The following is a 21,894-nucleotide window of genomic DNA, read 5'->3' on the forward strand; positions in this document are numbered from 1 at the left end:
TTTGGCCCGCCATGACATGTGGCGGCATGGCGCGGGCAGGGGGCAAAGTCAAGCGATCAGCGCGTCGCAACCCTTGAAACCAAGGCGTGCGCGGTAATCGGGGGCCCCCCGCGCCGCCTCGGTGCGCCACTCTGCTTCGCTTTGCCGCGCCGCGATTTCGGCGGGGATTTCCACCTCGTCAAAGCCGGAGCGCCGCGCCAGCGGATATTGATCGGCGATGAGCGGGCCCTTGGCGCGCAGCCGCCCGGTATAGCCCGCAGCCCGCACGAGCCGGCCCAGCGTGAAGCCGCGCCCATCGGCAAAGCTCGGGAACAGCACCGTGACCAGTGCCGCCCCCGCGATCCGCTCGGCGATCACGCCTGCCGGGGTGTCGGGGCCAAGCTCCGCCGCCACGCCCGCAAAATCCTCGGCGTGAAAGCCGTCGTCGCGCACCAGAACGCTCATGCCACTTTCTCCGTATTTCCGGCCTGGCCGGGCCGCACCACGCGCCCATTGACGAAATGGATGCCGCATTCGGTTTTGTCTTGCCCGCGCCAGCGCCCGGCGCGCGAGTCTTCGCCCGCCGCCACCGGCGAGGTGCAGGGCGCGCAGCCGATCGAGGGATAGCCGCGCGCCACCAGCGGATGCCGCGGCAGGTCATGGCGTGCGATATACTCGGTAATTTCGGCGCGGCCCCAATGCGCAAGCGGGTTGATCTTCATCCGCGCCTCGGTCTCCACCTCGAACGGGTCCAGATGGGCCCGGGTCTCGGCCTGATAGCGCTTGCGCCCGGTGATCCAGGCGTCAAACCCTGCGAGCGCCTTTTCCAGCGGCACGGTCTTGCGCAGCGCACAGCAGGCGTCGGTGTTGGTCTTGTGGAGCGTGCCGAGCGGGTCGCTCGCCGCCAGATCGGCGGGCGTGGCGCGGATCACCCGCACATCGGTAAGCCCGAGCTTTTGCGCGACGTCGCGCTGATAGGCGAGGGTTTCCTCGAACAGCATCAGCGTATCGACAAACAGCACCGGCGTTGCGGGCGCGACCTCGGCCACCATGTGCAAAAGCACGACCGATTCCGCCCCGAAGGAGGACACAAGCGCCACCCGCCCGGTGTCCGGGTCGGCGAGCGCACGCGCCACGAGGGTTGCCGGATCGTCGGCGCGGTAGCGGTGGTTCAGCCCCGCCACTCGTTGCGAAAGATCAAGCCGCATCGCGTTCTTCTCCATAAAGCGCCGCGCGGAACGGCGCGAGGCCAAGGCGGCGCGTGGCCGCCAGGAAGCTTTCCTCTTGCCCGGTGCGCAGGTCCAGATAGGCGCGCAGGAGCCGCTCAAGCGCCGGAACCACCGCCTCATAGGCGAAGCCCGGGCCCATCTTCTCGCCGATCGCGGCGGGGAACGTGGCATCGCCCTCATGCCCGCCGATGGTGATCTGGTAGTTTTCCACCCCCGCCCGGTCAAGCCCGAGGATGCCGATATGGCCAAGGTGGTGGTGCCCGCAGGCATTGATGCAGCCCGAGATCTTCAGGTTCAGCGTGCCGATCTCTTCCTCCAGCCCAAGCTCCTGGAAGTGCTTTGTGATCTCCTGCGCCAGCGGGATCGAACGGGCCGTGGCGAGCGCGCAGTAATCCATGCCGGGGCAGGCGATGACATCGCCGAGACGGCCGATGTTGGCCGCGGCGAGCCCCGCCTTGCGCAACGCCTCATGCACCGCCGGAAGATCGGCCTTGGCGACATGGGGCAGCACCACGTTTTGCATATGCGTCACGCGCAGCTCGCCCCGGCCCCAGCGCTCGGCAATATCGGCCAGCGCGCGCATCTGCGCGGCGGAAACATCGCCCGGCTCCTCGCCCGGCGTTTTCACCGCCACGGTGACAATCGCGTAATCGGCCCGCTTGTGCGGGCTCAGCGCACGGCCCGCCCAGGCCGCATAAAGCGGATCGACCGCGAGGGTCTTCACATGGAAGGCCGGGTCTTTCGCGGGCAGATCGGGCAGCGCGAAATGCGCCTTGATCTCTTCGAGCAGCACCTGATCGGCGCCCGAATAGGCGGGGCGGATACGGGCAAACTGCTCTTCGACGGCGGCGCGGAAGCTCTCGATCCCGTTTTCGAACACGGTGATCTTGATGCGGGCCTTGTATTTGTTGTCGCGCCGTCCGGCGAGGTTATAGGCGGCGAGCACCGCTTCAAGATAAGGCAGGAGCTCCGCTGAGGGGAGGAAGGGACGGAGCTCCTGCGCGAGCATCGGCGTGCGGCCCAAACCGCCCCCCACCAACACCCGAAATCCGATGTCGCCATCGCGTTCAATCAGCTGCAGCCCGACATCATGGGCGGCAATGGCGGCGCGGTCCTCGGTCGAGCCGGTCACCGCGATCTTGAACTTGCGCGGCAGGAACTGGAATTCGGCGTGATCGGTCGACCATTGCCGGATCAGTTCCGCATAGGGGCGCGGGTCGGCAAGCTCATCCGCCGCGGCGCCTGCAAAGGCATCGGCGGTGGTGTTGCGCACGCAGTTGCCCGAGCTTTGGATCGCATGCAGGCCCACCTCGGCCATGCGTTCGAGAATATCGGGAATATCGGTCAGCGCGACCCAGTTGAACTGGATGTTCTGGCGCGTGGTGAGATGGCCGTAGCCGCGGTCCCAGCGCTCGGCCACCTCGGCCAGCACCCGCATCTGATCCGCCGAAAGCGTGCCATAGGGGATCGCCACGCGCAGCATATAGGCATGCAGTTGCAGATAAACGCCGTTCATCAGCCGCAGCGGCTTGAACTCGTCTTCGGTCAGGCTGCCGGAAAGCCGACGTTCCACCTGATTGCGGAACTGTGCGGCGCGGTGGCGCAGGAAGGCGGTATCGAATTCGGAGGCGTCATACATGGGCTTGGGCCTTCTCTTGCAGGCGGCTCGCCTTGCTGGGGCGAATCGAGGGGCCGCGGGCGCGGAAGCGCTCGCGCAGGGCAACGGGCTCGGGGCCTGCGGGGGTCGGACGCACCTCGACGAGATAGGCGCCGACAATGACAGTCGCATGACCGATCGCGTCAAGCAGCGCAAGCTGCGCCTCGGCCGGGTCTTCGATCAGGGCGGCCTCGGCAATGTCGCGCACCCAGCCGCCCGTCGCGCTGCGGTAGACAGTATGGCCCGCGCGCAGGTCGTTGGCAGAAATCACTTGGGCGTTGCTCATTGGGCCACCTCGATCGGTTGGGCCGCCACAGCGGCACGGGGGGCGAGCCCCCAGAGGATCACGGCGGGGCCATCGAGCCGGGCCGCGAGGGCGGGAAGGTCGGCGAGCGTGCCCGAGAGCACGCGTTCCTCGGGGCGCGAGGCGTTTTCCACCAGCGTCACCGGGGTTGAGAGGCTGGCGCCATGCATCATCAGCCGCCCCTGAATGAAGCGCGCGGCGCGCTTGCCCATGTAAATCGCGGCCACCGCGCCGGGGCGGGCGAGCCCGGCCCAGTCGGCCTCGGCAAAGCCTTCCGCGCCGTGGCCGGTGACAAGGCGCAGCTCGCGGTTGCGGCCGCGTTCGGTGAGGCTTTGGCCAAGGCTGGCCGCGGCGGCGGAGGCGGCAGTGAGCCCCGGCAGAACGGTGAAAGCGATCCCGGCTTGGTCGAGCGCGTCAAGCTCTTCGCCCAGCCGGCCAAACACGCCCGGATCGCCGGATTTGAGCCTGAGCACGTTGCGCCCCTCACGGGCAAAGGCAACGATCAGCGCCGAGATTTCTTCTTGCGCCATCGCCGGGCCAAAGCCCGCCTTGCCGGTCTCGATCAGCGTCGCCTGCGGCCCGGCCAATGCGAGCACCTCGTCCGAGACGAGCTTGTCATGCAGCACGACATCGGCGCTCTCAAGGGCTTTGGCGACCGCGAGCGTCAGATGGCCCACTGCCCCCGGCCCGGCGCCCGCGAGGGTGACATGTCCGAGAACGTGCGAACGCGGCGTGAGTGAGTGAGTCATGGCGGTCTCCTTTGGAAGGAATATAGGAAATTATTCCCCCGAACCGCCATGCCCTCTTGCGAATAAGGAACTTTGTTTCATATCCTGCCCCAGAGGGAAGCGGTTTCCCGGTTTTGCGAGGTTTTCACGAATGGCGGTCCGGCTTGACGAGATGGATCGGAAGATTCTGTCGCAATTGCAGGAGGATGCGAGCCAGTCTCTGGACGAGATCGCGCGCAAGGTGGGTTCCTCCAAGACCCCGGTCTGGAACCGGATTCGCAAGATGAAGGATCTGGGGGTGATCGGGCGGCAAACGGCGCTGCTGGACCCCGAGGCGCTGGGGCTGGAGGCGTGCTTTTTCGTGTTGATCCGCACCTCGGAACACGAGGCGGAGTGGCAGCGCAAGTTTCTTGCCACGCTGCGCGCCCGCCCCGAGGTGCTGGAGGCGCACCGGCTCGCGGGCGACATCGACTATATCCTGAAAGTGCGGGTGAAGAATGCGCGCGCCTATGACCAGTTCTATCAGGCGCTGATCTCCGAGGTGAAAATCTACAACGTCACGGCGCTTCTGAGCATGGAAGAGATCAAGTCGACAACAATCCTGCCGCTCTGAAACGGGGCCGCCGTGCGCCGATGGGGCGCTTCGATAAAGAAAGCGCCCGCCTTCGACTTTGTGCAAATATCCCGGGGGGTGAATTGGCGCGCAAGCGCCAAGAGGGGGGCAGCGCCCCCCTCCCTTCTGTCTGTCAGGCCGCGTCGAGCGCGGCCAGAATGGCGCCGAAATCGGCGGCCTTGAGGCTCGCGCCGCCCACAAGCGCGCCATCCACATTCGAGGTCGCGAAAATCTCGGCGGCATTCGAGGGTTTCACCGAGCCGCCGTAAAGAAGCCGCATCGCCGCGCCCTCTTCGCCGAAGCGGGCCACCAGTTCGGCATGCATGAAATCATGCACCTCCGCGATCTGTTCAAGCGTCGGCGTGCGCCCGGTGCCAATCGCCCAGACCGGCTCATAGGCAATCACCGTATTGGCGCCCGTCGCCCCTTCGGGCAGCGAAACGCGCAACTGCGTGCCGACGATGTCGAGCGTTTCGCCCGCGTCGCGCTGCGCTTCGGTCTCGCCCACGCAGACCACAGCCACGAGCCCGGCCTTGCGCGCGGCTTCGGCTTTGGCACAGATGAGCGCGCTTGTCTCGCCATGATCGGCGCGGCGCTCGGAATGGCCAAGGATCACATGCGTGGCGCCGCAATCAACAAGCATTTCGGCGGAAATGTCGCCGGTATGCGCGCCGGCGGCCTTCATGTGGCAATCCTGCCCGCCGACGGCGATCTTGCCGCCCGCGGCCTCCGCCATCGCCGCCACAAGCGTTGCGGGCGGGCAGAGCAGCACTTCGGATTTCGGGCTCGGGTGGGCTGCGATCAGCGCCGCCACCTCACTGAGGCTCGCCTTCGTGCCGTTCATCTTCCAATTGCCCGCGGCCAGCTTTCTGCGCATGCGATCCTCCTTCGGTCAAATCGAGCGCAGATTAGGCTGTGCGCGGCGCGGCGCAAGGGAAATCGGGCCATTGTGGCGCAAAGGCGCGCCGCTCAACCCTCGGCAGTATCGCGGAATTTCACCGATTCACCGCAGCCGCAGCTTTCCACAACGTTCGGATTGCGGAACTTGAAGCCGGCTTCCAGAAGCCCTTCTTCATAGTCGATCTCGGTGCCGAGCAGAAACATCTGCGCGAGCGGCGCGATCAGCACCCGCGCCGGGCCTTCCTCGACCACGATATCCATCGGGTCGGCCTCTGCGGCCACTTCCATCGTATATTCCATCCCCGCGCAGCCGCCCTTTTTCACGCCGATGCGGAAGCCCGCCGCATTTTCACGCGCCATCATCGCGGCAATCTGCGCGACGGCAGCGGGGGTGAGGGTCACGGGCACCTGGCCGGGAATCGCAAACATGGGAATGTCCTGCACAAGAGGGGGTCTGTTCAAGATAGGAAGGGCAGGGCGGCGCGACAAGCCGCCCTGCCCGGATTTCGGCTCAGCCGAGGGCCGGGTAATCGGTGTAGCCTTCGGCGCCGCCGCCATAAAGCAACTCGGGGCGCAGCGGGTTCAGATCGGCCCCGGCCTCAAGCCGCGCGGGCAGATCCGGGTTGGCGATGAAGGGGCGGCCAAAGGCCACCGCAGCGGCCTTGCCCTCGGCCACGACCGCCAGCGCCGAGGCGCGGTCATAGCCGTTGTTGGCCACATAGGGCGCGGCGATGCGCTCGCGCAGCGCCTCAAGCGCGCCCGCGGGCCAGTCGCGCGGGCCGCCGGTTTGCCCCTCGACCATATGAACGAAGGCGAGCGGGCGGGCGTTGAGCACCTCGACCACATGGGCAAAAAGGCCGGGCGTGTCGCTGTCGAACCCGATGTTGTTGGCGTTCGAGAACGGCGAGATCCGCACGCCGACGCGCCCCGGCCCCCAGACGCCGATCAGCGCATCGAGCGCACCTTCGAGCACGCGGGCACGGTTGGCGAAAGAGCCGCCCCACTCATCGGTGCGGGTGTTCGAGGTGTCGCGCAGGAACTGGTCGATCAGATAGCCGTTCGCGGCATGCAGCTCGACCCCGTCAAAACCCGCCTGTTTGGCGAGCTGCGCGGCATGGCCGTAATCAAGGTAGGTGCGCTCGATGTCTTCCGCGGTCATGGCGCGCGGCAGGGACGTTTCGACAAAGCCTTTGCCGTCAAAGGTTTTTGCGCCTGCAGACAGGGCGGAGGGCGCAACCGGGGGAACGCCGCCAATGATCGAGGGATGCGACACCCGGCCCACATGCCAGAGCTGGGCGACGATCTTGCCGCCTTCGGCATGAACGGCGGCGGTCACCTTGGCCCAAGCCTCGGCCTGCGCCTCGGTATAAATTCCCGGCGTCCAGGCATAGCCCTGCGCCAGCTGCGAAATCTGTGTGCCCTCAGAGACGATCAGCCCCGCCGAGGCGCGCTGGCGGTAATAGGTCACCATCAGATCGGTGGCGATCCCCTCGGGGGCGCGGTTGCGGGTGAGCGGGGCCATCAGCACGCGGTTGGCGATCTCGATCGCGCCAAGCGTGCCGGGGGTGAACAGGGTATCGGGCATCAAAACCTCCTTCAGCTGCGCGGGCCGGGCCCGTCGCGGATGCCGAGAGGCTAGGGCTCCGCGGCGCGCAGGCAAGAGCATCCGTGCACAATCGCCGCGCGCGGATGCACCGAAGGGCGCTTACATGAAGCCGAGTTCCAGCCGCGCCTCTTCAGACATCATGTCCATGCCCCAGGCCGGGTCGAAGGTCATCTCGATCTCGCAGCGCTGCACGCCCTCAACCGCCTCGACCGCATCTTGCAGCCATTGCGGCATCTCGCCCGCCACCGGGCAGCCCGGCGCGGTCAGCGTCATGATGATCTTGACCACCCCGTCGGCGCCGATCTTGATCGTGTAGATCAGCCCGAGGTCGTAAATATTGACCGGAATTTCCGGGTCATAGACGGTTCGGCACGCATCCACCACCGCATCGTAAAGCGGGTGGTCGAGGTCGGAAGGCGCAATCAGCGGGTCCCCTTCGGAGAGCGGCTGGGCATCGGTCATCTGGGTCTCCCCTGCAAAATCCAAGAATTTATATAAGGTATCTATGCGCAACGTAAAGCCCGGGAAAGCGCGCCGCGCCGCAGGGGGCTGCGCGTGCCAGGCTGATGGCGCGAAAGCAGGCAGATGCGGCTCAGAACGGCGCCAGCGCCCCCAGCGTGACCAGCCCGCGCAGCACCGCATCGACCGCGACCGCCGCCAGCACCATCCCCATCACCCGGCTGATCACCGCTTCGCCGGTGGTGCCAAGCACCCGGTGGAGCGGCGCCGCGGCGAGCAGAATCGCCAGCGTGCACAAAAGCACCACCCCCATCAGCGCCCCGGTGACCGCCTGATGGGCCAGAGAGAAGCGGTCGTTATCGGTCAGCACCACCACCGCGAGCATGGCGCCGGGAGAGGCGATCGAGGGGATCGCCACCGGAAACACCGAGGTGCGGCTCACCCGTTCCGCCGCGGCGATCTCTTCCTCGGGTTTGGAATGGCCAAAAATCATCGTCAGCGCGAACAGAAACAGGATGATGCCGCCCGCGATCTGGAACGAGGGCAGTGCAAGGCCGAGCGCTTCGAGCACCATCTGCCCGGCGAGCAGGAAGAGCACGAGCACGCCAAAGGCGACCGCCACCGCGCGCGTTGCCACCGCGCGGCGCTGTGCTGCGCTCAGCCCGGTGGTGACGGCCAGAAACACCGGCAAAGTGCCGATCGGGTCGATCACCACCCAGAGCGTGACAAATTCCTGCAAGATCTGGGCGGGGGCGAGCACGTCGGTCTTTCCTCACGATTTCAGGGTTTTGATGATGCTACCATCCCCTGCCCCCGGGCGCCACGCCTGCAGCGCTCACTTCCGCGCCAGCCGCGACGAAAAGGGGGAAGCTTGGCAACAAAAAGGGGCCCGAAGGCCCCTGTCCGCTCTGGACGCAGTCATGGGAGAGCGTGCGGCCAATGGCCGTGTTGGGCGCGCCCCGGAGGAAGAGGGGCGGGTCCGGCTGGGGAGGAGGAGCGCCGGACCCGCCTGAGGCGCGGGGAGGTGGCTTTGTTTCGCCTTATGTGGTCAGTTTTTCTAACCAGATCATGCGATTTTGCGCCGCGGTCCGCAAGCCCGGTTCCGGCAAGGCGGCGTTGCGCCCGCTGCAAGGCTGCAACGAAAAGGGCGCGCCTGCTGGCGCGCCCCGATCTTTGCTCGCATCGGTCAAAGACCGGCTCAGATGAGCTTGCCCATCGCCACGGCGGTATCGCCCATGCGGTTGGAGAAGCCCCATTCGTTGTCATACCAGGTCAAAATGCGGACCATCGTGCCGTCCATCACCTTGGTCTGATCCATGTGGAACACCGAGGAATGGGGGTCGTGGTTGAAGTCCGACGAGACGTTCTTGAGCTTGGTATAGCCCAGCACGCCCTTGAGCGGGCCATCGGCGGCGGCTTCGATCGCGGCGTTCACTTCGTCCACCGTGGTGGCGCGCTTGGCTTCGAACACGAGGTCAACGACCGAAACGTTCGGCGTCGGCACGCGGATCGCGACGCCATCGAGCTTGCCCTTGAGTTCCGGCAGCACGAGGCCCACGGCTTTCGCCGCCCCGGTCGAGGTCGGGATCATCGACAGCGCCGCGGCGCGGGCGCGGTAGAGATCCTTGTGCATCGTATCGAGCGTCGGCTGGTCGCCGGTGTAGGAGTGGATCGTGGTCATGAAGCCTTTTTCGATGCCGATCGCATCGTTGAGGACTTTCGCGACGGGCGAGAGGCAGTTGGTGGTGCAGGACGCGTTCGAGACGACGAGGTCTTCTTTGGTCAGCACGGCATCGTTCACACCGAAAACGATGGTCTTGTCGGCGCCGTCGCAGGGCGCCGAAACGAGCACGCGCTTCGAGCCGTTTTGCAGATGCGCCGAGGCTTTTTCCTTGGTGGTGAAGATGCCGGTGCATTCCATGGCGATGTCGACATCGCCCCAGGGCAGCTCCGCCGGGTTGCGGATGGCCGTCACCTTGATCGGCCCGCGGCCAACATCAATCCAGTCTTCGCCGGTGGTCACGGTGGCGGGGAAGCGGCCATGCACGCTGTCGAAGCGCAGCAGGTGGGCGTTGGTTTCCACCGGGCCCAGATCGTTGATCGCCACCACTTCGATATCGGTCCGCCCCGATTCGATGATTGCACGCAACACGTTGCGGCCGATCCGTCCGAAACCGTTGATCGCTACCTTGACTGCCATTCTCGCCTCCTTTGGCCTTGTCCGAGGGTCGCCGCACCCTTCGCCAAGACGCGCCAAAGGTCAACACAAGACTGCGCGGGCAGATCGCTTTGCAGCGGCCAAACCGCGCGTCAGCGCCAGAATGCCACCCAGTCGATGAGATCGAGCATCCTGTGCGCGAGAAACACGGCGGAGAACCCGTCAAAGACGAGCGCGTCAATGCCGAAAAACAGCACCACGATGGTGGCGATCCAGATTGCGATCTTGTCGGTCATCCGCCCCTCCCGGCCTGCGCGCCCGGGCACCCTAAACGAGCGCCAGAGCGGGGAAAAGTGGCAGAGACCTGGGCGCGCGGTGTTATTCGCCGTCTTCCGCGACGAGGAACAGCTCGCCGCGCGATTCCAGTTCGCGGATCGCGGCAACGATCTCGTTCATCGCCTCTTCCACGTCCTTTTCCTTCGGCTTCTTCAGGTTCGCCATTTCGTCGCGCAGGTTTTGCGCCATCCGCTGAGACATGTTGGCGAGGATGAATTCCACCGCTTTCTGGTTGTCGCCCTTGGCGCCGGCGAGCGCGAGGATCAGGCGGCTCTGGTCGACTGCCCGCAAAATCTTCGGCAGGTCGCGCGGCTCGATCCGGGCCGGAATATTGGTGAAGGTGAAGATCGCCTTGCGCACCTGATCGGCAAAGACCTTGTCTTCCTCGTCGAGGCCCTTGAGCACATCGTCGCGGGTTGCGGCGGGCGAGAAGTTGAGGATCGCGCCCACCCGTTCAACGGGACCGGTTTCAAAGGCGCGCGCGGGCTGCGCGTCGAGCTGGTCGGCGAGGGCGGTGCCGATGCGCTGCACCGTCTCGGGCGCCACATTGCCGGTGAGCGAGACCGCATAGGCAAGCTTGCGCGCCTTTTCCGTCGGCACTTTGGAGAGCAGTTCCGCCGAGCGCGCGACAGAGAGTTTGGAGAGCATCACCGCGCCGACCTCGATGCTTTCCTCGAGCAGCACCGGCAGCAGCAATTCGCCGGAAAGCCCGGTGATCCGCTCCCACGGGTCGGCGCGCGAGGTGCCCGAGGCCATGCGGCGAATCCGGGTGGCGGCAGAGGCGGAGAGCTGGCCGTCGAGCAGCTTGAGCGCGCCATCGAGCCCGCCCGGAAAGGCGATGCCCACGGCCTCGAGCTCGGTGCAGAATTCGTTGACAACGCCAACCATCGTTTCGCGGTCGATCAGCCGCAAATGCGCGATGGTCTCGGCAAGCATGGTTTGCTGATCGTCGGAGAGTTCGTCGAGCGGCAGTTTGACCCCGGCGGTGGACAGCAGCTGCACCACCACGGCGGCTTTCTGACGGCGGCTCAGGAGGGGACGGGCATGGCCCGGCCGGGCCATCGCACCGAGGGCGGATCTGGGGGTAATGGCGTTCACGCGCGACTCCGAAACCTGTTCGATCCGAACTTCGCAGGGTGCGGTTAAACGCGGGTTAGCAGCGCCGGGGCAAACGCAAATTTCGCCCCGGCGCGGATCTGATCTCAGGCGCCAAACACGCGCTTGAAAATCGTGTCGACATGTTTGGTGTGATAGCCAAGGTCGAATTTTTCCTCGATCTCGGCAGGGGAGAGCGCGGCGGTCACTTCCGCATCGGCCAGCAGTTCGGTCTTGAAATCAGCGCCCTTTTCCCAAACTTTCATCGCGTTGCGCTGCACGAGGCGATACGCGTCCTCGCGGCTCACCCCCGCTTGCGTCAGCGCCAGAAGCACCCGCTGGCTCATCACCAGACCCTTAAACTTGTTCATGTTTTTGAGCATGTTCTCGGGGTAGATCACGAGGTTCTCGACCACACCCGCAAGCCGGTTGAGGGCAAAATCGAGGGTGATGGTCGCATCGGGGGCAATGCCGCGTTCCACCGAGCTGTGCGAGATGTCGCGCTCATGCCAGAGCGCCACGTTCTCCATCGCCGGCACCACGCACATGCGCACAAGGCGCGAGAGCCCGGTGAGGTTTTCGGTCAGCACGGGGTTGCGCTTGTGGGGCATCGCCGAGGAGCCCTTCTGCCCCTTGGAGAAGAACTCTTCCGCCTCCAGCACCTCGGTGCGTTGCATGTGGCGGATCTCGATCGCGATATTCTCGATCGAGGAGGCAATCACGCCGAGCGTGGCAAAGAACATCGCATGCCGGTCGCGCGGGATCACCTGCGTCGAGATCGGCTCGGGCGTGAGGCCAAGCGCGGCGCAGACATGTTCCTCGACCGCCGGGTCGATATTGGCGAAGGTGCCGACCGCGCCCGAAATCGCGCCCGTCGCCACTTCTGCGCGGGCGTTCACAAGGCGCGCCCGGCCACGGTCCATCTCGGCATAGAAGCGCGCGAAGGTCAGGCCCATCGTCGTCGGTTCGGCATGGATGCCGTGGCTGCGCCCGATCCGCACCGTGTCCTTGTGTTCAAAGGCGCGCTTTTTCAGCGCCGCCAGCACCCGGTCCATGTCTTTGAGCAGAATATCGGCGGCGCGCACGAGCTGGATGTTGAGCGTGGTGTCGAGCACATCCGAGGAGGTCATGCCCTGATGGACAAAGCGCGCATCCTCCGAGCCGATATGCTCGGCCAGATGGGTGAGAAAGGCGATCACATCATGTTTCGTGACGGACTCGATCTCGTCGATCCGCGCCACGTCAAACGCCACATCCTTCGCCTTCCAGACGGCCTCGGCATTGGCCTTCGGAATCACGCCGAGCGCGGCCTGCGCATCGCAGGCATGGGCTTCGATCTCATACCAGATCTTGAACTTGGTGGCGGGTTCCCAGATGTCGACCATCTCTTTGCGGGCGTAGCGCGGGATCATGGGCAGGCCTCTTGCTTGTGGCGGGGTTGGCGGTTGATAGACTGGCGGGGCTTGCGGGGCAAGCGATCTGGCAAGGAGAGGCAGCAATGACGCGGGCAATCACTGATTTCGAGGGGCTCTGGCAGATGGAGCGGTGGATCGACGACCGCTTCGGCGGCCAGCCCGGCCATTTCATCGGCACAGCCGAATTGCAGCGGGATGCAAAAAGCGCCCCTCCGGGGACTTGGAATTGGAATGAGAGTGGCTATCTGACTCTGGGAGAAGAGACCCCGGTTCTTGCGACGCGCACCTATCTCTGGCGTCCGGTGCCGCCGCGGATCGAGGTTTTCTTCGAGGATGGTCGGCCGTTTCATGCTTTCGCGCTTTCGGGGCAGGCAACGGCAGCCCATTGGTGCGACCCCGATGACTACCGGGTGGACTACGACTTTTCCCGCTGGCCGGATTGGAGCGCCACTTGGCGCGTGTCGGGCCCGCACAAGGATTATGAAATGATCTCGCGCTATAAGCGCGCCTGAGACACCGCTCTTTGCCGCCCGGCAGAGGCACCCCCGGAGCCCTCCGGTCGAGCCGCGGGATGGCGACTGAGCCCGCGCCCCTCGATAGCTCCGGGGGTGCAGAGTGTCCCTTTTCGCCCCTGGCCCCTGCTGCACCGCCAAATCTGGCCGCCAAATCTGCCCGCCGCGCGCTCGCGCGGGGGGCAAAGCTTGTAACCGCGCGCAAAATCGGTATCTCAGAGGCAGAGCCTAAGGAATGCAGGGAGAGTGTGGATGAGCAAGCGCGAGGCCGGTGCCGCAAGCCCGGGCAAGCTGCGCCATCTCGGCCCGGTGGTTCTGGGCTTCTCGCTCTTTGGGCTGGGCATCTGGGCGCTGCAGCACCTGTTGCGCGATGTCGATGCCGCCGAGATCGTGGCGCAAATTCAGGCCACGCCACACCATATCTTTGCGATCGCGCTTGGCGCCACCGCGCTCGGTTATACCGCGCTGATCGGCTATGATTTCTGGGCGCTGCAATATCTGGAGAAAAAGCTGCCGCTCCGCGTGGTCGCGCTGGGCGGCTTTTTGGGCTATGCCTTCGGCAATACCATCGGCATTTCGGTGCTTTCGGGCGGGGCGGTGCGCTACCGGATCTATTCCGCCTTCGGGCTCAATGCTTTCGAGGTGGCGGCGCTCGCCTCCTATATCGCGCTTGCGATGGGCACGGGGCTCTCGCTTGTGGGGGTGTTTGCGCTGGCCGCGCACCCGGCAGCACTGGCCAGCCTGTTGCCGCTCTCCGAGCAAACGGTGCGGCTCCTCGCGCTTTCGGGGGGGGGGCTGACGCTGGCGCTTCTCTATGCGCTTGGCATCTCCGGCAAGGTGCTGAAACTCGGCAAGTTCGAGATTGCCATGCCGCGCCCGCGCATCCTCTCGGGCCAGATGGTGGTCGCGCTCTTTGACAGCACGATGGCGGCAACGACGCTCTATGTGCTCCTGCCCCCCGGCGCGCCCGATTTTGTCACCTTTCTCGCAATTTACGCCACCGCAACGATGGTGGGCGTGCTGAGCCATGTGCCGGGCGGCGTGGGCGTGTTCGAGACCGTGGTGATGGCGGCGATGCCGCAGGGCACGGCGGCGGGCGAGGTGGCGGCCGCGCTTTTGATGTTCCGGGTGATCTATTACCTCATCCCCTTCGCGCTCGCTTTCGTCATCGTTTCGCTCAACGAGGCGCGGCTCGCGGGCGGCTGGGCGGTGCGGCTCTTTGGCGAGATCTCGGACCCGATGCGCCCCGCCTTCAACGCCGTCGCTGGCATGGTGCCCTGGCTCTCGGGGGCCTGGGCCTTCGGGCTTGGCGCCTATCTCCTCGCGCTCTCGCTCCTGCCCTCGGTGCCGACGCTCCATGACAAGGATGACCTCGTCGGCGCGATCTTGCTCGAGGGCGGCACGCTCGTCTCCTCGGTCGCGGGCGCGGTGCTGCTCATTCTCTCGCACGGGCTCATTCGCCGGGTCGCCGGGGCCTTCTGGCTCACCCTTGCCGCGATTGGCGGCGGCATCGTTGCCGTGTTGCTCAACAATTTCGATTACGAGAGCGCGCTTGTGCTGGCAGGCGGCGCGGTGCTCCTTTGGCCGTTCCGGCGCGAGTTCTACCGCGAGGCAAAGATCACCGATGGCGTGTTCGGCCCGGCCTGGATCGCGCTTGTCACCGCCGTCATTATCGCGGTCGTGCTCTTCTTCGTCTTCGTCCATGCCGCCACGCCCTATTCGCACAGCCTCTGGATTGATTTCGCGCAAAACGCCACCACGCCGCGCTCGCTGCGGGCGGGGCTTGTGGGCTCGGCGATCCTTCTGATCTTCACCACATATCTTGCGTTGCAACCGCTTGGCCGGCGCAGCCCGCGCACCCCGGCAGAAGCGTTGCGCACCGCGCGCGCGGTGATCGACGCGCAAGACAATCCCACCGCCTGCCTCGCGCTCTCGGGCGACAAGGAGCTGCGGTTTGCGGGCGAGGGCGCGTCCTTCCTGATGTTTGCGCGCCGCCGCAAGAGCTGGATCGCGCTCGGCGATCCGGTGGGCGACATGCGCTATTTTGACGACCTCGGCTGGGATTTCGTCGAGGCCGCGCAACAGGCGAACTGCCGTCCGGTGTTTTACGAAATCTCCGAATGGCAATTGCCGCGCATGATCGAGATGGGCCTTGCCGCGCACAAGGTGGGCGAGGAGGCGGTGATCAACCTCTCGACCTTCACCCTTTCGGGGGCGCGTTTCAAATCGATGCGGGCGGCGCATAACAAGGCCGCGCGGGAGGGGCTCGCGCTTGAGGTCCACCAGCCGCCCCACAGCGCTGCGCTGATCGAGGAGCTGCGCCCGATCTCGGAGGCGTGGCTCGCCAGCAAGGCGGGGCAGGAAAAGCGCTTCTCCGTGGGCCGGTTCGATGCCGATTACCTGCGCCACTTCCCGATTGCGGTGGCGCGGCGCGGCGGCGCGGCGCTTGCCTTCGCCTCGGTGCTGGCGCCGGGCGCAGGCAAGAAGGTCGCCGTCGATCTGATGCGCTACCGCCCGGGCGATGCCTCGGGGATGATCGAATTCATCTTCCTTGCGCTGATCGAGCATTACCAGCGCGAGGGGGCCGCGGAGTTCAGCCTTGGCATGGCGCCGCTCGCCGGGCTTTCCACCCGCCGCACGGAACGGCTCTGGCACCATTTCGGCGCGCTGATGTTCCGCCACGGCGGCGCGTTCTACAATTTCGAGGGGCTGCGCGCCTTCAAGGCGAAGTTCAACCCGCAATGGCGCCCGCGCTACATCGCGCTGCCGGTGGGCGTTTCGCCGATGGTGGCAATGGCCGATGTGGCGATGCTGATCTCGGGCGGGCCGCGCGGGCTTTTGGGCCGGAAGGGTCAGTAACCGCCGGTCTCACGCATCAGCCGCATCCGCAAAAAGGCGCGGTCGGTGGCGATCATGCCGGGGATCAGGAGCGCATCAAGCGCCCACCAGAGCCCCACCAGCGCCAACGGAATATAGCCCACGAGCAAAAACGTCAGCGCCGAGCCGATGCCGAACAGGATCAGCATCAAAAGCCCAGAGATCCAGCGGCCGAGGTAGAACCGGTGCACCCCGAAGAAGCCGAGGAAGAACCACAGCAAATAGGCGACAAGCGCCGAGGGGCCGTCATTGGCGACCCGTTGTTCGATCCAGAGCGCGCGATCGGTCATGTGATCCTCCTTAACATGGAGGAGATATGGGACCATGCGGCCCCGCTTCAAGGGGCGGGGCCGCGGCACGCGCTACTTGGCGTAAACGGCGGTCCAGAAGGTGGTCTTGCCATCGGCGGCGGTGGCCATGCCAATGCCGAAATCGCGCATCGACGGGATCTCGATATTCTCGCGGTGCTTGGGCGAGGCGTTCCATTGCGCGAGCACGCCCGAAATCTCGAACCGTCCGGCGGCGATGTTCTCGGCAATGAGCTGCGGGCGGTAGCCATGCGCCTTGGCGCGCGCCATCGGGCCGGAGGTCGTGGTGCCCTGATGGGTCATCGTGCCCCGACGCGCCATGTCACAGGCATGGGCGGCGGCGGCGGCATCGAGGCTGCGGTTGCCCGCGAGCGGGGGCAGGCCTGCCGCGCGGCGTTGCGCATTGGTTGCGGCGAGCCCCTGCGCGGCCATGGCCGCGGAGGTGGCGGGGCAGATCGCGCTGCCCGCTTGCGCGACGGCAATCGGGTTGTGGCCATCGGTCCAGACCACGCGGCCCGGCAGCTTCGGGGCCGGCCCGGAGGGCGCGACAGCGGGCGGTGTGGCGGAAACGCAGGCGGAAAGCGCAACAAGCGCGGCGGCAAGGGCGGGCAGGCGGCACGCGGCGAAACGAGAGGTCATGGCAAGGTGGTCCTGGCATCTGGTCGTCGGGAGTGCACCCGGTCAGGCAGGGCGCGGTTGAGCCTCGACCCTGCCCCGGAGCGGGGGCAAAACCGGGGCAGCCCCGTGTCGGGGCCGTGGCGGTTGTCTCAAAGCCCGTTCAGATTGGACCGTAATGGCGGCTTGACGCAATAAAAAGGCGGCCCCGAGGGGCCGCCGTGGTGCCGCAGTCGGCAAAGTTCAGCTCTTGGCGAGGTTGCGCAGCACGTAGTGCAGCACGCCGCCGTTTTTCAGATATTCGATCTCCACCTCGGTATCGATCCGGCTTTTCAGCATGATCTTGACCTGCGCGCCATCGGCGCGGGTGATCGTGCAGGGCACGAGCGAGAGCGGCTTGATATCGCCCTCAAGCCCTTCGATCGTCACCACCTCGTCGCCGGTGAGGCCCAGCGACTTGCGGTTTTGCCCCTCGGTGAACTCGAACGGAATGACACCCATGCCGATCAGGTTCGAGCGGTGGATGCGCTCGAAGCTCTCTGCCACAACCGCCTTGACGCCCAGAAGGTTCGTGCCCTTCGCCGCCCAGTCACGCGAGGAGCCCGCGCCATATTCGATGCCGCCAAAGATCACGAGCGGCACGCCCGCCGCCTGATATTCCATCGAGGCGTCGTAGATCGTCGTCTGCGCGCCATCCGGGCCCTTGGTGTAGCCGCCCTCGACGCCGTCGAGCATCTCGTTCTTGATGCGGATATTGGCAAAGGTGCCGCGCATCATCACTTCATGGTTGCCGCGGCGCGAGCCGTAGCTGTTGAAGTCTTTCGGCGCAACGCCCCGCTCGGTGAGGTATTTGCCCGCCGGCGTGGTGGGCTTGAACGACCCCGCCGGAGAGATGTGGTCGGTGGTGATCATGTCGCCCAGAACGGCGAGCACGCGCGCCGATGTGACGTTCGAGATCGTGCCCGGCTCGGAGGACATGCCGCGGAAATAGGGCGGGTTCTGGATATAGGTCGAGGCGGCGGGCCAGTCATAGGTCTCGCCCTCGGTCGTTTTCACGCCCTGCCAGTTCGCATCGCCTTTGAACACATCGGCGTATTTCGCGATGAAGGCCGCGCGGGTGACGCATTTTTCGACCAGGTCCGCGATTTCCTTGTCCGACGGCCAGATGTCTTTGAGGAACACCGGCTTGCCCTCGGGCGTCTGGGCAATCGGTTCGCTCGAGAGGTCGATGTTCATATCCCCCGCGATCGCATAGGCGACCACGAGCGGCGGCGAGGCGAGGAAGTTCGCGCGCACATCCGGGCTGATCCGGCCCTCGAAGTTGCGGTTGCCCGACAGCACCGCCGCGGCGACGAGGTCATTGTCGTTGATCGCCTTGGAGATCTCCGGCGTGCCGAGGGGGCCGGAGTTGCCGATGCAGGTGGTGCAGCCAAAGCCGACGATGTTGAAGCCCATCGCGTCGAGGTCTTCTTGCAGCCCGGCAGCCGCCAGATATTCCTGCACGACCTGAGACCCCGGCGCGAGCGAGGTTTTCACCCAAGGCTTGGGGGTGAGCCCAAGCGCGCGCGCCTTGCGCGCGACAAGCCCCGCGCCGATCAGCACATAGGGGTTCGAGGTGTTGGTGCATGACGTGATCGAGGCGATCACCACCGAGCCATCGCCCACATTGTAGCCCTTGCCCTCGACCGGCACCGATTTGAGCCCGGTTTTGGGGGCCACGGCAAGCCCGCCCTCGGCGGCCATGTCCTTGCCCTCTGAGGTCATGTCAACGCCGCGGTAATCGGCGACAACCTTGGCGAAGCTCGCTTTCGCATCGGTCAGCGGCAGGTAGTCCTGCGGGCGTTTGGGGCCCGAGATCGCGGGCACGATGGTGCCCATGTCGAGTTCCAGCGTCGAGGAATAGACCGGCGCATAATCCGCACCGCGCCAGAAGCCGTTTTCCTTCGCATAGGCCTCGACGAGCGCGATGCGCTCTTCGGAGCGGCCGGTCTGGCGCAGGTAGCGCAGGGTCTCGTCGTCGATCGGGAAGAAGCCGCAGGTCGCGCCATATTCGGGCGCCATGTTGGCGATGGTGGCGCGCTGCGCGAGCGGCAGCTTGTCGAGCCCTTCGCCCCAGAATTCCACGAATTTGCCGACCACGCCATGTTTGCGCAGCATCTGCACGACCTTCAGCACGAGGTCGGTGCCGGTGCAGCCCTCCACCAGCGCGCCGGTGAGCTTGAAGCCGACAACTTCCGGGATCAGCATCGACACGGGTTGGCCCAGCATCGCCGCCTCGGCCTCGATGCCGCCGACGCCCCAGCCCAGAACCGCCATGCCGTTCACCATCGTGGTGTGGCTGTCGGTGCCGACAAGCGTATCGGGGTAGGCGACGGTCTCGCCGTTCTGATCCTTGTCGGTCCAGACGGTCTGGGCGAGATATTCCACGTTCACCTGATGGCAGATGCCGGTGCCGGGCGGCACGACGCGGAAGTTTTCAAACGCGCCTTGCCCCCATTTGAGGAACTGGTAGCGCTCCATGTTGCGCTCGTATTCCAGCTCCACATTGCGCTGGAAGGCGCGCGGGCTGCCGAATTCGTCGATCATCACCGAGTGGTCGATCACGAGGTCGACCGGCACCAGCGGGTTGATCTTTTTCGCGTCGCCGCCAAGGGCCTTGATGCCGTCGCGCATTGCGGCAAGGTCGACCACGGCGGGCACGCCGGTGAAATCCTGCATCAGCACGCGCGCCGGGCGGTAGGCGATTTCACGCGGGTTCTTGCCGCCCATCTTTGCCCAGTCGCCAAAGGCCTTGATGTCCTCGACCGAGACCGAGAAGCCGCCATCCTCGAAGCGCAAGAGGTTCTCAAGCACCACCTTCAGCGCGGCGGGCAGCTTCGAGAAATTGCCCAGACCCGCGGCTTCGGCAGCCGGGATCGAGTAATAAGCATAGCTCGCATCGCCAACGGTAAGCTGGCGGCGGGTCTTGGCAGTATCCTTGCCGGTGACAACGGTCATTGGGGTGCCTCCCGTGGCTGAAAAGAAGTCTTTGATCGCTATGTGCCCCATGCGGCGGAGTCGATCAAGAGGGCGGAGACACTTTTTGTATACCGTTGCACACCGTTTTGTCGCAACACGGCCGCATGTCCGCATCGAAAGGGGCCCGGCACCGGGGGGCGGCCCCCGTGCAACACTCGCAAAACCTTGATTGGCGTTCGTCCTGCGGGCGCCTTAGGAAGAGGGACGCAATCGGAGCGAGGTTTCATGGTAGGCGCGAGATACGCCGCGGTCATAGGAGAGTGCCTCCTGCTCGGCCTTCTGGCCGGGGCGCCTGTGGCTGCCCTCGCGCAAGGTATCGCCGTTGGCGGGGCTTCCGCGCCTTCTGCTGGAGCCGCCGCGCCTGCGGCTGGTCCGGGTGTTGGCCCGGGGGCGCTGATCGAGAGCCTCAACCGCGCCGTGGACCGCGCCATTGCCGGCACGGAAGCGCTTGCCGGCGTCAATACGCTGATTGCGCCCTCCGCGCCGCCCAAGCCCGCGCCGGTGGTGGTGGAGTTGTTCACCTCGCAGGGCTGCTCGGCCTGTCCGCCCGCCGATGCGCTCCTTGCGCAGGTGGCGCAGCGCCCCGATGTTGTCGCGCTGTCGCTGCATGTCGACTACTGGGATTATCTCGGCTGGGAAGATCCCTTTGCCCAGCCCGCGTTTACCGCGCGGCAAAAGGCCTATACCCGCGCCGCGGGAGAGCGCACGCTTTACACGCCGCAGGTGATCGTTGGCGGAGAGGCCTCGCTCACCGCGCCCGCGCCCGCCACGCTTGATGCGGTGATCGCGCAGGAAGCCGCCGTGGCGCCACGGGTGTCGATTGCGGTATCCGAAGGCGAGGGGTCGGGGCAATATGTGATCGACCTTGCCCCGCTCGCCCGCCCGCTCGAGCGTCCGAGCGTGGTGCAGATCGTGCGCTATGTGCCCTCTGCTCAAGTGGAAATCCTGCGTGGCGAGAATGCGGGCAAGGTGCTCGATTTCGCCAATGTCGTCACCGCATGGCATGCTGTGGCGGAATGGGACGGGCAGGTTCCGCTGCGTCTGAACGCCAAGATCGACGGCACCGAGCCCGCGGTGGTGATCGTGCAGACGGCGCTGCCGGGCAAGACCGCGCCCTTGCCGGGGCCGATCCTTTCGGCGGCCTGGCTGCGTTAACGCGCCCGCGCGGCGCGGCGCTCCGCATTCCAGACCCAAAGCCCCGCGGCCACGATCACGCCCGCGCCCAAGACCGTGTAAAGGTCTGGCAGGGCCGCAAAAAAGATCCATCCCCACAGCGAAGACAGCACCAGGCCAAAGTAGCCATAAGGCGCCAGAACGCCCGCGGGCGCGGCGCGAAAGGCCTTGATGAGCAGCGCCTGACCCACGGCCCCCAGGGCGCCGACGGCGAGGAACAGCGGCAGATCCACAGGCGCCACCTCTTGCCAGAAGAAGGGCAGGGCGAGCGAGGACATCGCCGTTCCCACGCCCGCGGACCAGATCACCGAGGTCGCCGTGCTGTCAAACCGCACCACGCGGGTCATCAGCGTGCCGCCCGCATAGGTGAAGGCGGCAGCCAGCGCATAGAGTGCTGCCGGGTCCATCACGCCCGCACCGGGGCGCAAGATGATCATTGCGCCCAGAAAGGAGACGCAAATCCCCGCGACCCGGCGCGGCCCGATCTTTTCGCCCAGAAAGAGCGCCGCGCCAAGCGTGATCAGAACCGGGTTGAGGTCGGTCAGCGCCGCCGCCTCGGCCAGCCCGATCGAACGGATGGCAAGGAAGAACAGCGCCACCGTCGCCATCTGGAACAGGCCGCGCAAAAGCTGCAAGCCGGGCTGGCGCGAGCGTGCATGGGCAAGGAAGGAGCCGCGGAAAATCAGCGAGACAAGCGCGAGGTTCACGGCAAAGCGCGCCCAGATCACCATCGCGGGCGCATAGCTCTGGCCCAGCCTCTTGGCCACCGCATCCATCAGCGTGAAAAAGACCAGCGCCAGAAAAAGAAGCCCGATCCCCTTGCCGATATAAGAGGTCTCGGGCGCCGGGATCGCCGGTTCGGGCATGTCTGGCCCCGGCATCCCGGCGGCGGCAACGGCAAGGGGGGCCGGC

At 65.8% G+C, this 21,894-nt stretch carries 22 protein-coding genes; 4 read left to right on the forward strand and 18 right to left on the reverse strand.

Annotation, left to right across the window (positions count from 1 at the left end):
* Positions 1 to 48: 48 nt before the first annotated feature.
* The 5 genes from ACFSM0_RS13310 to cobA are packed head-to-tail and all read right to left on the reverse strand — an operon-like array spanning position 49 to position 3,918.
* A complete protein-coding gene (locus ACFSM0_RS13310) occupies positions 49 to 444 on the reverse strand; it encodes a DUF934 domain-containing protein (protein WP_377391191.1) in 396 nt (131 codons plus the stop codon).
* Positions 441 to 1,202, reverse strand: coding sequence for a phosphoadenylyl-sulfate reductase (locus tag ACFSM0_RS13315; RefSeq protein ID WP_377391194.1), 762 nt, complete (start codon positions 1,200 to 1,202; stop codon positions 441 to 443). Before ACFSM0_RS13315 ends, ACFSM0_RS13310 begins: the two co-directional genes overlap by 4 nt.
* Positions 1,177 to 2,847 carry a nitrite/sulfite reductase gene (locus ACFSM0_RS13320; RefSeq protein WP_377391197.1) on the reverse strand — a complete coding sequence of 557 codons (1,671 nt, stop codon included), beginning with the start codon at positions 2,845 to 2,847 and terminating at the stop codon, positions 1,177 to 1,179. Before ACFSM0_RS13320 ends, ACFSM0_RS13315 begins: the two co-directional genes overlap by 26 nt.
* Positions 2,840 to 3,151, reverse strand: coding sequence for a DUF2849 domain-containing protein (locus ACFSM0_RS13325; protein ID WP_377391200.1), 312 nt, complete (start codon positions 3,149 to 3,151; stop codon positions 2,840 to 2,842). The genes ACFSM0_RS13320 and ACFSM0_RS13325 overlap by 8 nt, the downstream gene beginning before the upstream one ends.
* Complete coding sequence (cobA, locus tag ACFSM0_RS13330; RefSeq protein ID WP_377391203.1) at positions 3,148 to 3,918, reverse strand: uroporphyrinogen-III C-methyltransferase; 771 nt, start codon at positions 3,916 to 3,918, stop codon at positions 3,148 to 3,150. The genes ACFSM0_RS13325 and cobA overlap by 4 nt, the downstream gene beginning before the upstream one ends.
* Before the next feature lie 130 nt (positions 3,919 to 4,048).
* Between cobA and ACFSM0_RS13335 the strand changes: the two genes are divergently transcribed.
* Positions 4,049 to 4,510, forward strand: a complete 462-nt coding sequence (locus tag ACFSM0_RS13335; protein ID WP_377391206.1) for an Lrp/AsnC family transcriptional regulator — start codon at positions 4,049 to 4,051, stop codon at positions 4,508 to 4,510.
* A gap of 133 nt (positions 4,511 to 4,643) precedes the next feature.
* Here ACFSM0_RS13335 and tpiA read toward each other — a convergent pair whose 3' ends face one another.
* The 9 genes from tpiA to purB form a co-directional block, all read right to left on the reverse strand.
* Positions 4,644 to 5,387 carry a triose-phosphate isomerase gene (tpiA, locus tag ACFSM0_RS13340; RefSeq protein ID WP_377391209.1) on the reverse strand — a complete coding sequence of 248 codons (744 nt, stop codon included), beginning with the start codon at positions 5,385 to 5,387 and terminating at the stop codon, positions 4,644 to 4,646.
* A 92-nt stretch (positions 5,388 to 5,479) separates the two neighbouring features.
* Entirely contained in the window at positions 5,480 to 5,839 is a 360-nt protein-coding gene (locus ACFSM0_RS13345) for a HesB/IscA family protein (protein ID WP_097069109.1), read from the reverse strand.
* A gap of 82 nt (positions 5,840 to 5,921) precedes the next feature.
* Positions 5,922 to 6,995 (reverse strand): alkene reductase, encoded by a 1,074-nt coding sequence (locus ACFSM0_RS13350; protein WP_377391212.1) that lies wholly within the window; start codon positions 6,993 to 6,995, stop codon positions 5,922 to 5,924.
* A 120-nt stretch (positions 6,996 to 7,115) separates the two neighbouring features.
* Positions 7,116 to 7,478 (reverse strand): SUF system Fe-S cluster assembly protein, encoded by a 363-nt coding sequence (locus tag ACFSM0_RS13355; RefSeq protein ID WP_097069107.1) that lies wholly within the window; start codon positions 7,476 to 7,478, stop codon positions 7,116 to 7,118.
* A gap of 130 nt (positions 7,479 to 7,608) precedes the next feature.
* A complete protein-coding gene (locus tag ACFSM0_RS13360) occupies positions 7,609 to 8,235 on the reverse strand; it encodes a MarC family protein (protein ID WP_377391215.1) in 627 nt (208 codons plus the stop codon).
* Between the two features lie 438 nt (positions 8,236 to 8,673).
* The gene (gene gap / locus ACFSM0_RS13365) at positions 8,674 to 9,675 is read right to left on the reverse strand and encodes a type I glyceraldehyde-3-phosphate dehydrogenase (RefSeq protein ID WP_377391218.1); all 1,002 of its coding nucleotides are present in this window, start codon (positions 9,673 to 9,675) and stop codon (positions 8,674 to 8,676) included.
* Positions 9,676 to 9,785: 110 nt separating this feature from the next.
* Complete coding sequence (locus tag ACFSM0_RS13370) at positions 9,786 to 9,929, reverse strand: hypothetical protein (RefSeq protein ID WP_377391221.1); 144 nt, start codon at positions 9,927 to 9,929, stop codon at positions 9,786 to 9,788.
* Between the two features lie 82 nt (positions 9,930 to 10,011).
* Complete coding sequence (locus tag ACFSM0_RS13375) at positions 10,012 to 11,067, reverse strand: flagellar motor switch protein FliG (RefSeq protein WP_377391224.1); 1,056 nt, start codon at positions 11,065 to 11,067, stop codon at positions 10,012 to 10,014.
* A 104-nt stretch (positions 11,068 to 11,171) separates the two neighbouring features.
* Positions 11,172 to 12,476, reverse strand: a complete 1,305-nt coding sequence (purB, locus tag ACFSM0_RS13380) for an adenylosuccinate lyase (RefSeq protein ID WP_377391227.1) — start codon at positions 12,474 to 12,476, stop codon at positions 11,172 to 11,174.
* A gap of 86 nt (positions 12,477 to 12,562) precedes the next feature.
* On the opposite strand from purB, the gene ACFSM0_RS13385 reads away from it, so the two are divergent.
* Positions 12,563 to 12,991 (forward strand): DUF6314 family protein, encoded by a 429-nt coding sequence (locus ACFSM0_RS13385; RefSeq protein WP_377391230.1) that lies wholly within the window; start codon positions 12,563 to 12,565, stop codon positions 12,989 to 12,991.
* Positions 12,992 to 13,243: 252 nt separating this feature from the next.
* Positions 13,244 to 15,850, forward strand: coding sequence for a bifunctional lysylphosphatidylglycerol flippase/synthetase MprF (mprF, locus tag ACFSM0_RS13390; protein WP_377391233.1), 2,607 nt, complete (start codon positions 13,244 to 13,246; stop codon positions 15,848 to 15,850).
* Here the strand turns inward: mprF and ACFSM0_RS13395 are convergent.
* From ACFSM0_RS13395 to acnA, 3 genes are all read right to left on the reverse strand, one after another.
* Complete coding sequence (locus ACFSM0_RS13395) at positions 15,844 to 16,158, reverse strand: TM2 domain-containing protein (RefSeq protein ID WP_377391236.1); 315 nt, start codon at positions 16,156 to 16,158, stop codon at positions 15,844 to 15,846. The genes mprF and ACFSM0_RS13395 overlap by 7 nt on opposite strands.
* A gap of 72 nt (positions 16,159 to 16,230) precedes the next feature.
* The gene (locus ACFSM0_RS13400) at positions 16,231 to 16,815 is read right to left on the reverse strand and encodes a CAP domain-containing protein (RefSeq protein WP_377391238.1); all 585 of its coding nucleotides are present in this window, start codon (positions 16,813 to 16,815) and stop codon (positions 16,231 to 16,233) included.
* A 219-nt stretch (positions 16,816 to 17,034) separates the two neighbouring features.
* Complete coding sequence (acnA, locus tag ACFSM0_RS13405) at positions 17,035 to 19,788, reverse strand: aconitate hydratase AcnA (RefSeq protein ID WP_377391241.1); 2,754 nt, start codon at positions 19,786 to 19,788, stop codon at positions 17,035 to 17,037.
* 246 nt (positions 19,789 to 20,034) lie between these two features.
* Here acnA and ACFSM0_RS13410 point away from each other — a divergent pair, with 246 nt between their 5' ends.
* On the forward strand, positions 20,035 to 20,964 hold the full coding sequence (locus ACFSM0_RS13410) for a DUF1223 domain-containing protein (protein ID WP_377391244.1): 930 nt from the start codon (positions 20,035 to 20,037) through the stop codon (positions 20,962 to 20,964).
* On the opposite strand, the gene ACFSM0_RS13415 is transcribed toward ACFSM0_RS13410, so the two are convergent.
* Positions 20,961 to 21,848 carry a DMT family transporter gene (locus tag ACFSM0_RS13415; RefSeq protein ID WP_377391247.1) on the reverse strand — a complete coding sequence of 296 codons (888 nt, stop codon included), beginning with the start codon at positions 21,846 to 21,848 and terminating at the stop codon, positions 20,961 to 20,963. The genes ACFSM0_RS13410 and ACFSM0_RS13415 overlap by 4 nt on opposite strands.
* Positions 21,849 to 21,894: the final 46 nt, after the last annotated feature.

It is taken from the genome of Rhodobacter lacus (genome assembly GCF_042683065.1).
GTDB classification, from domain to species: domain Bacteria; phylum Pseudomonadota; class Alphaproteobacteria; order Rhodobacterales; family Rhodobacteraceae; genus Rhodobacter; species Rhodobacter lacus.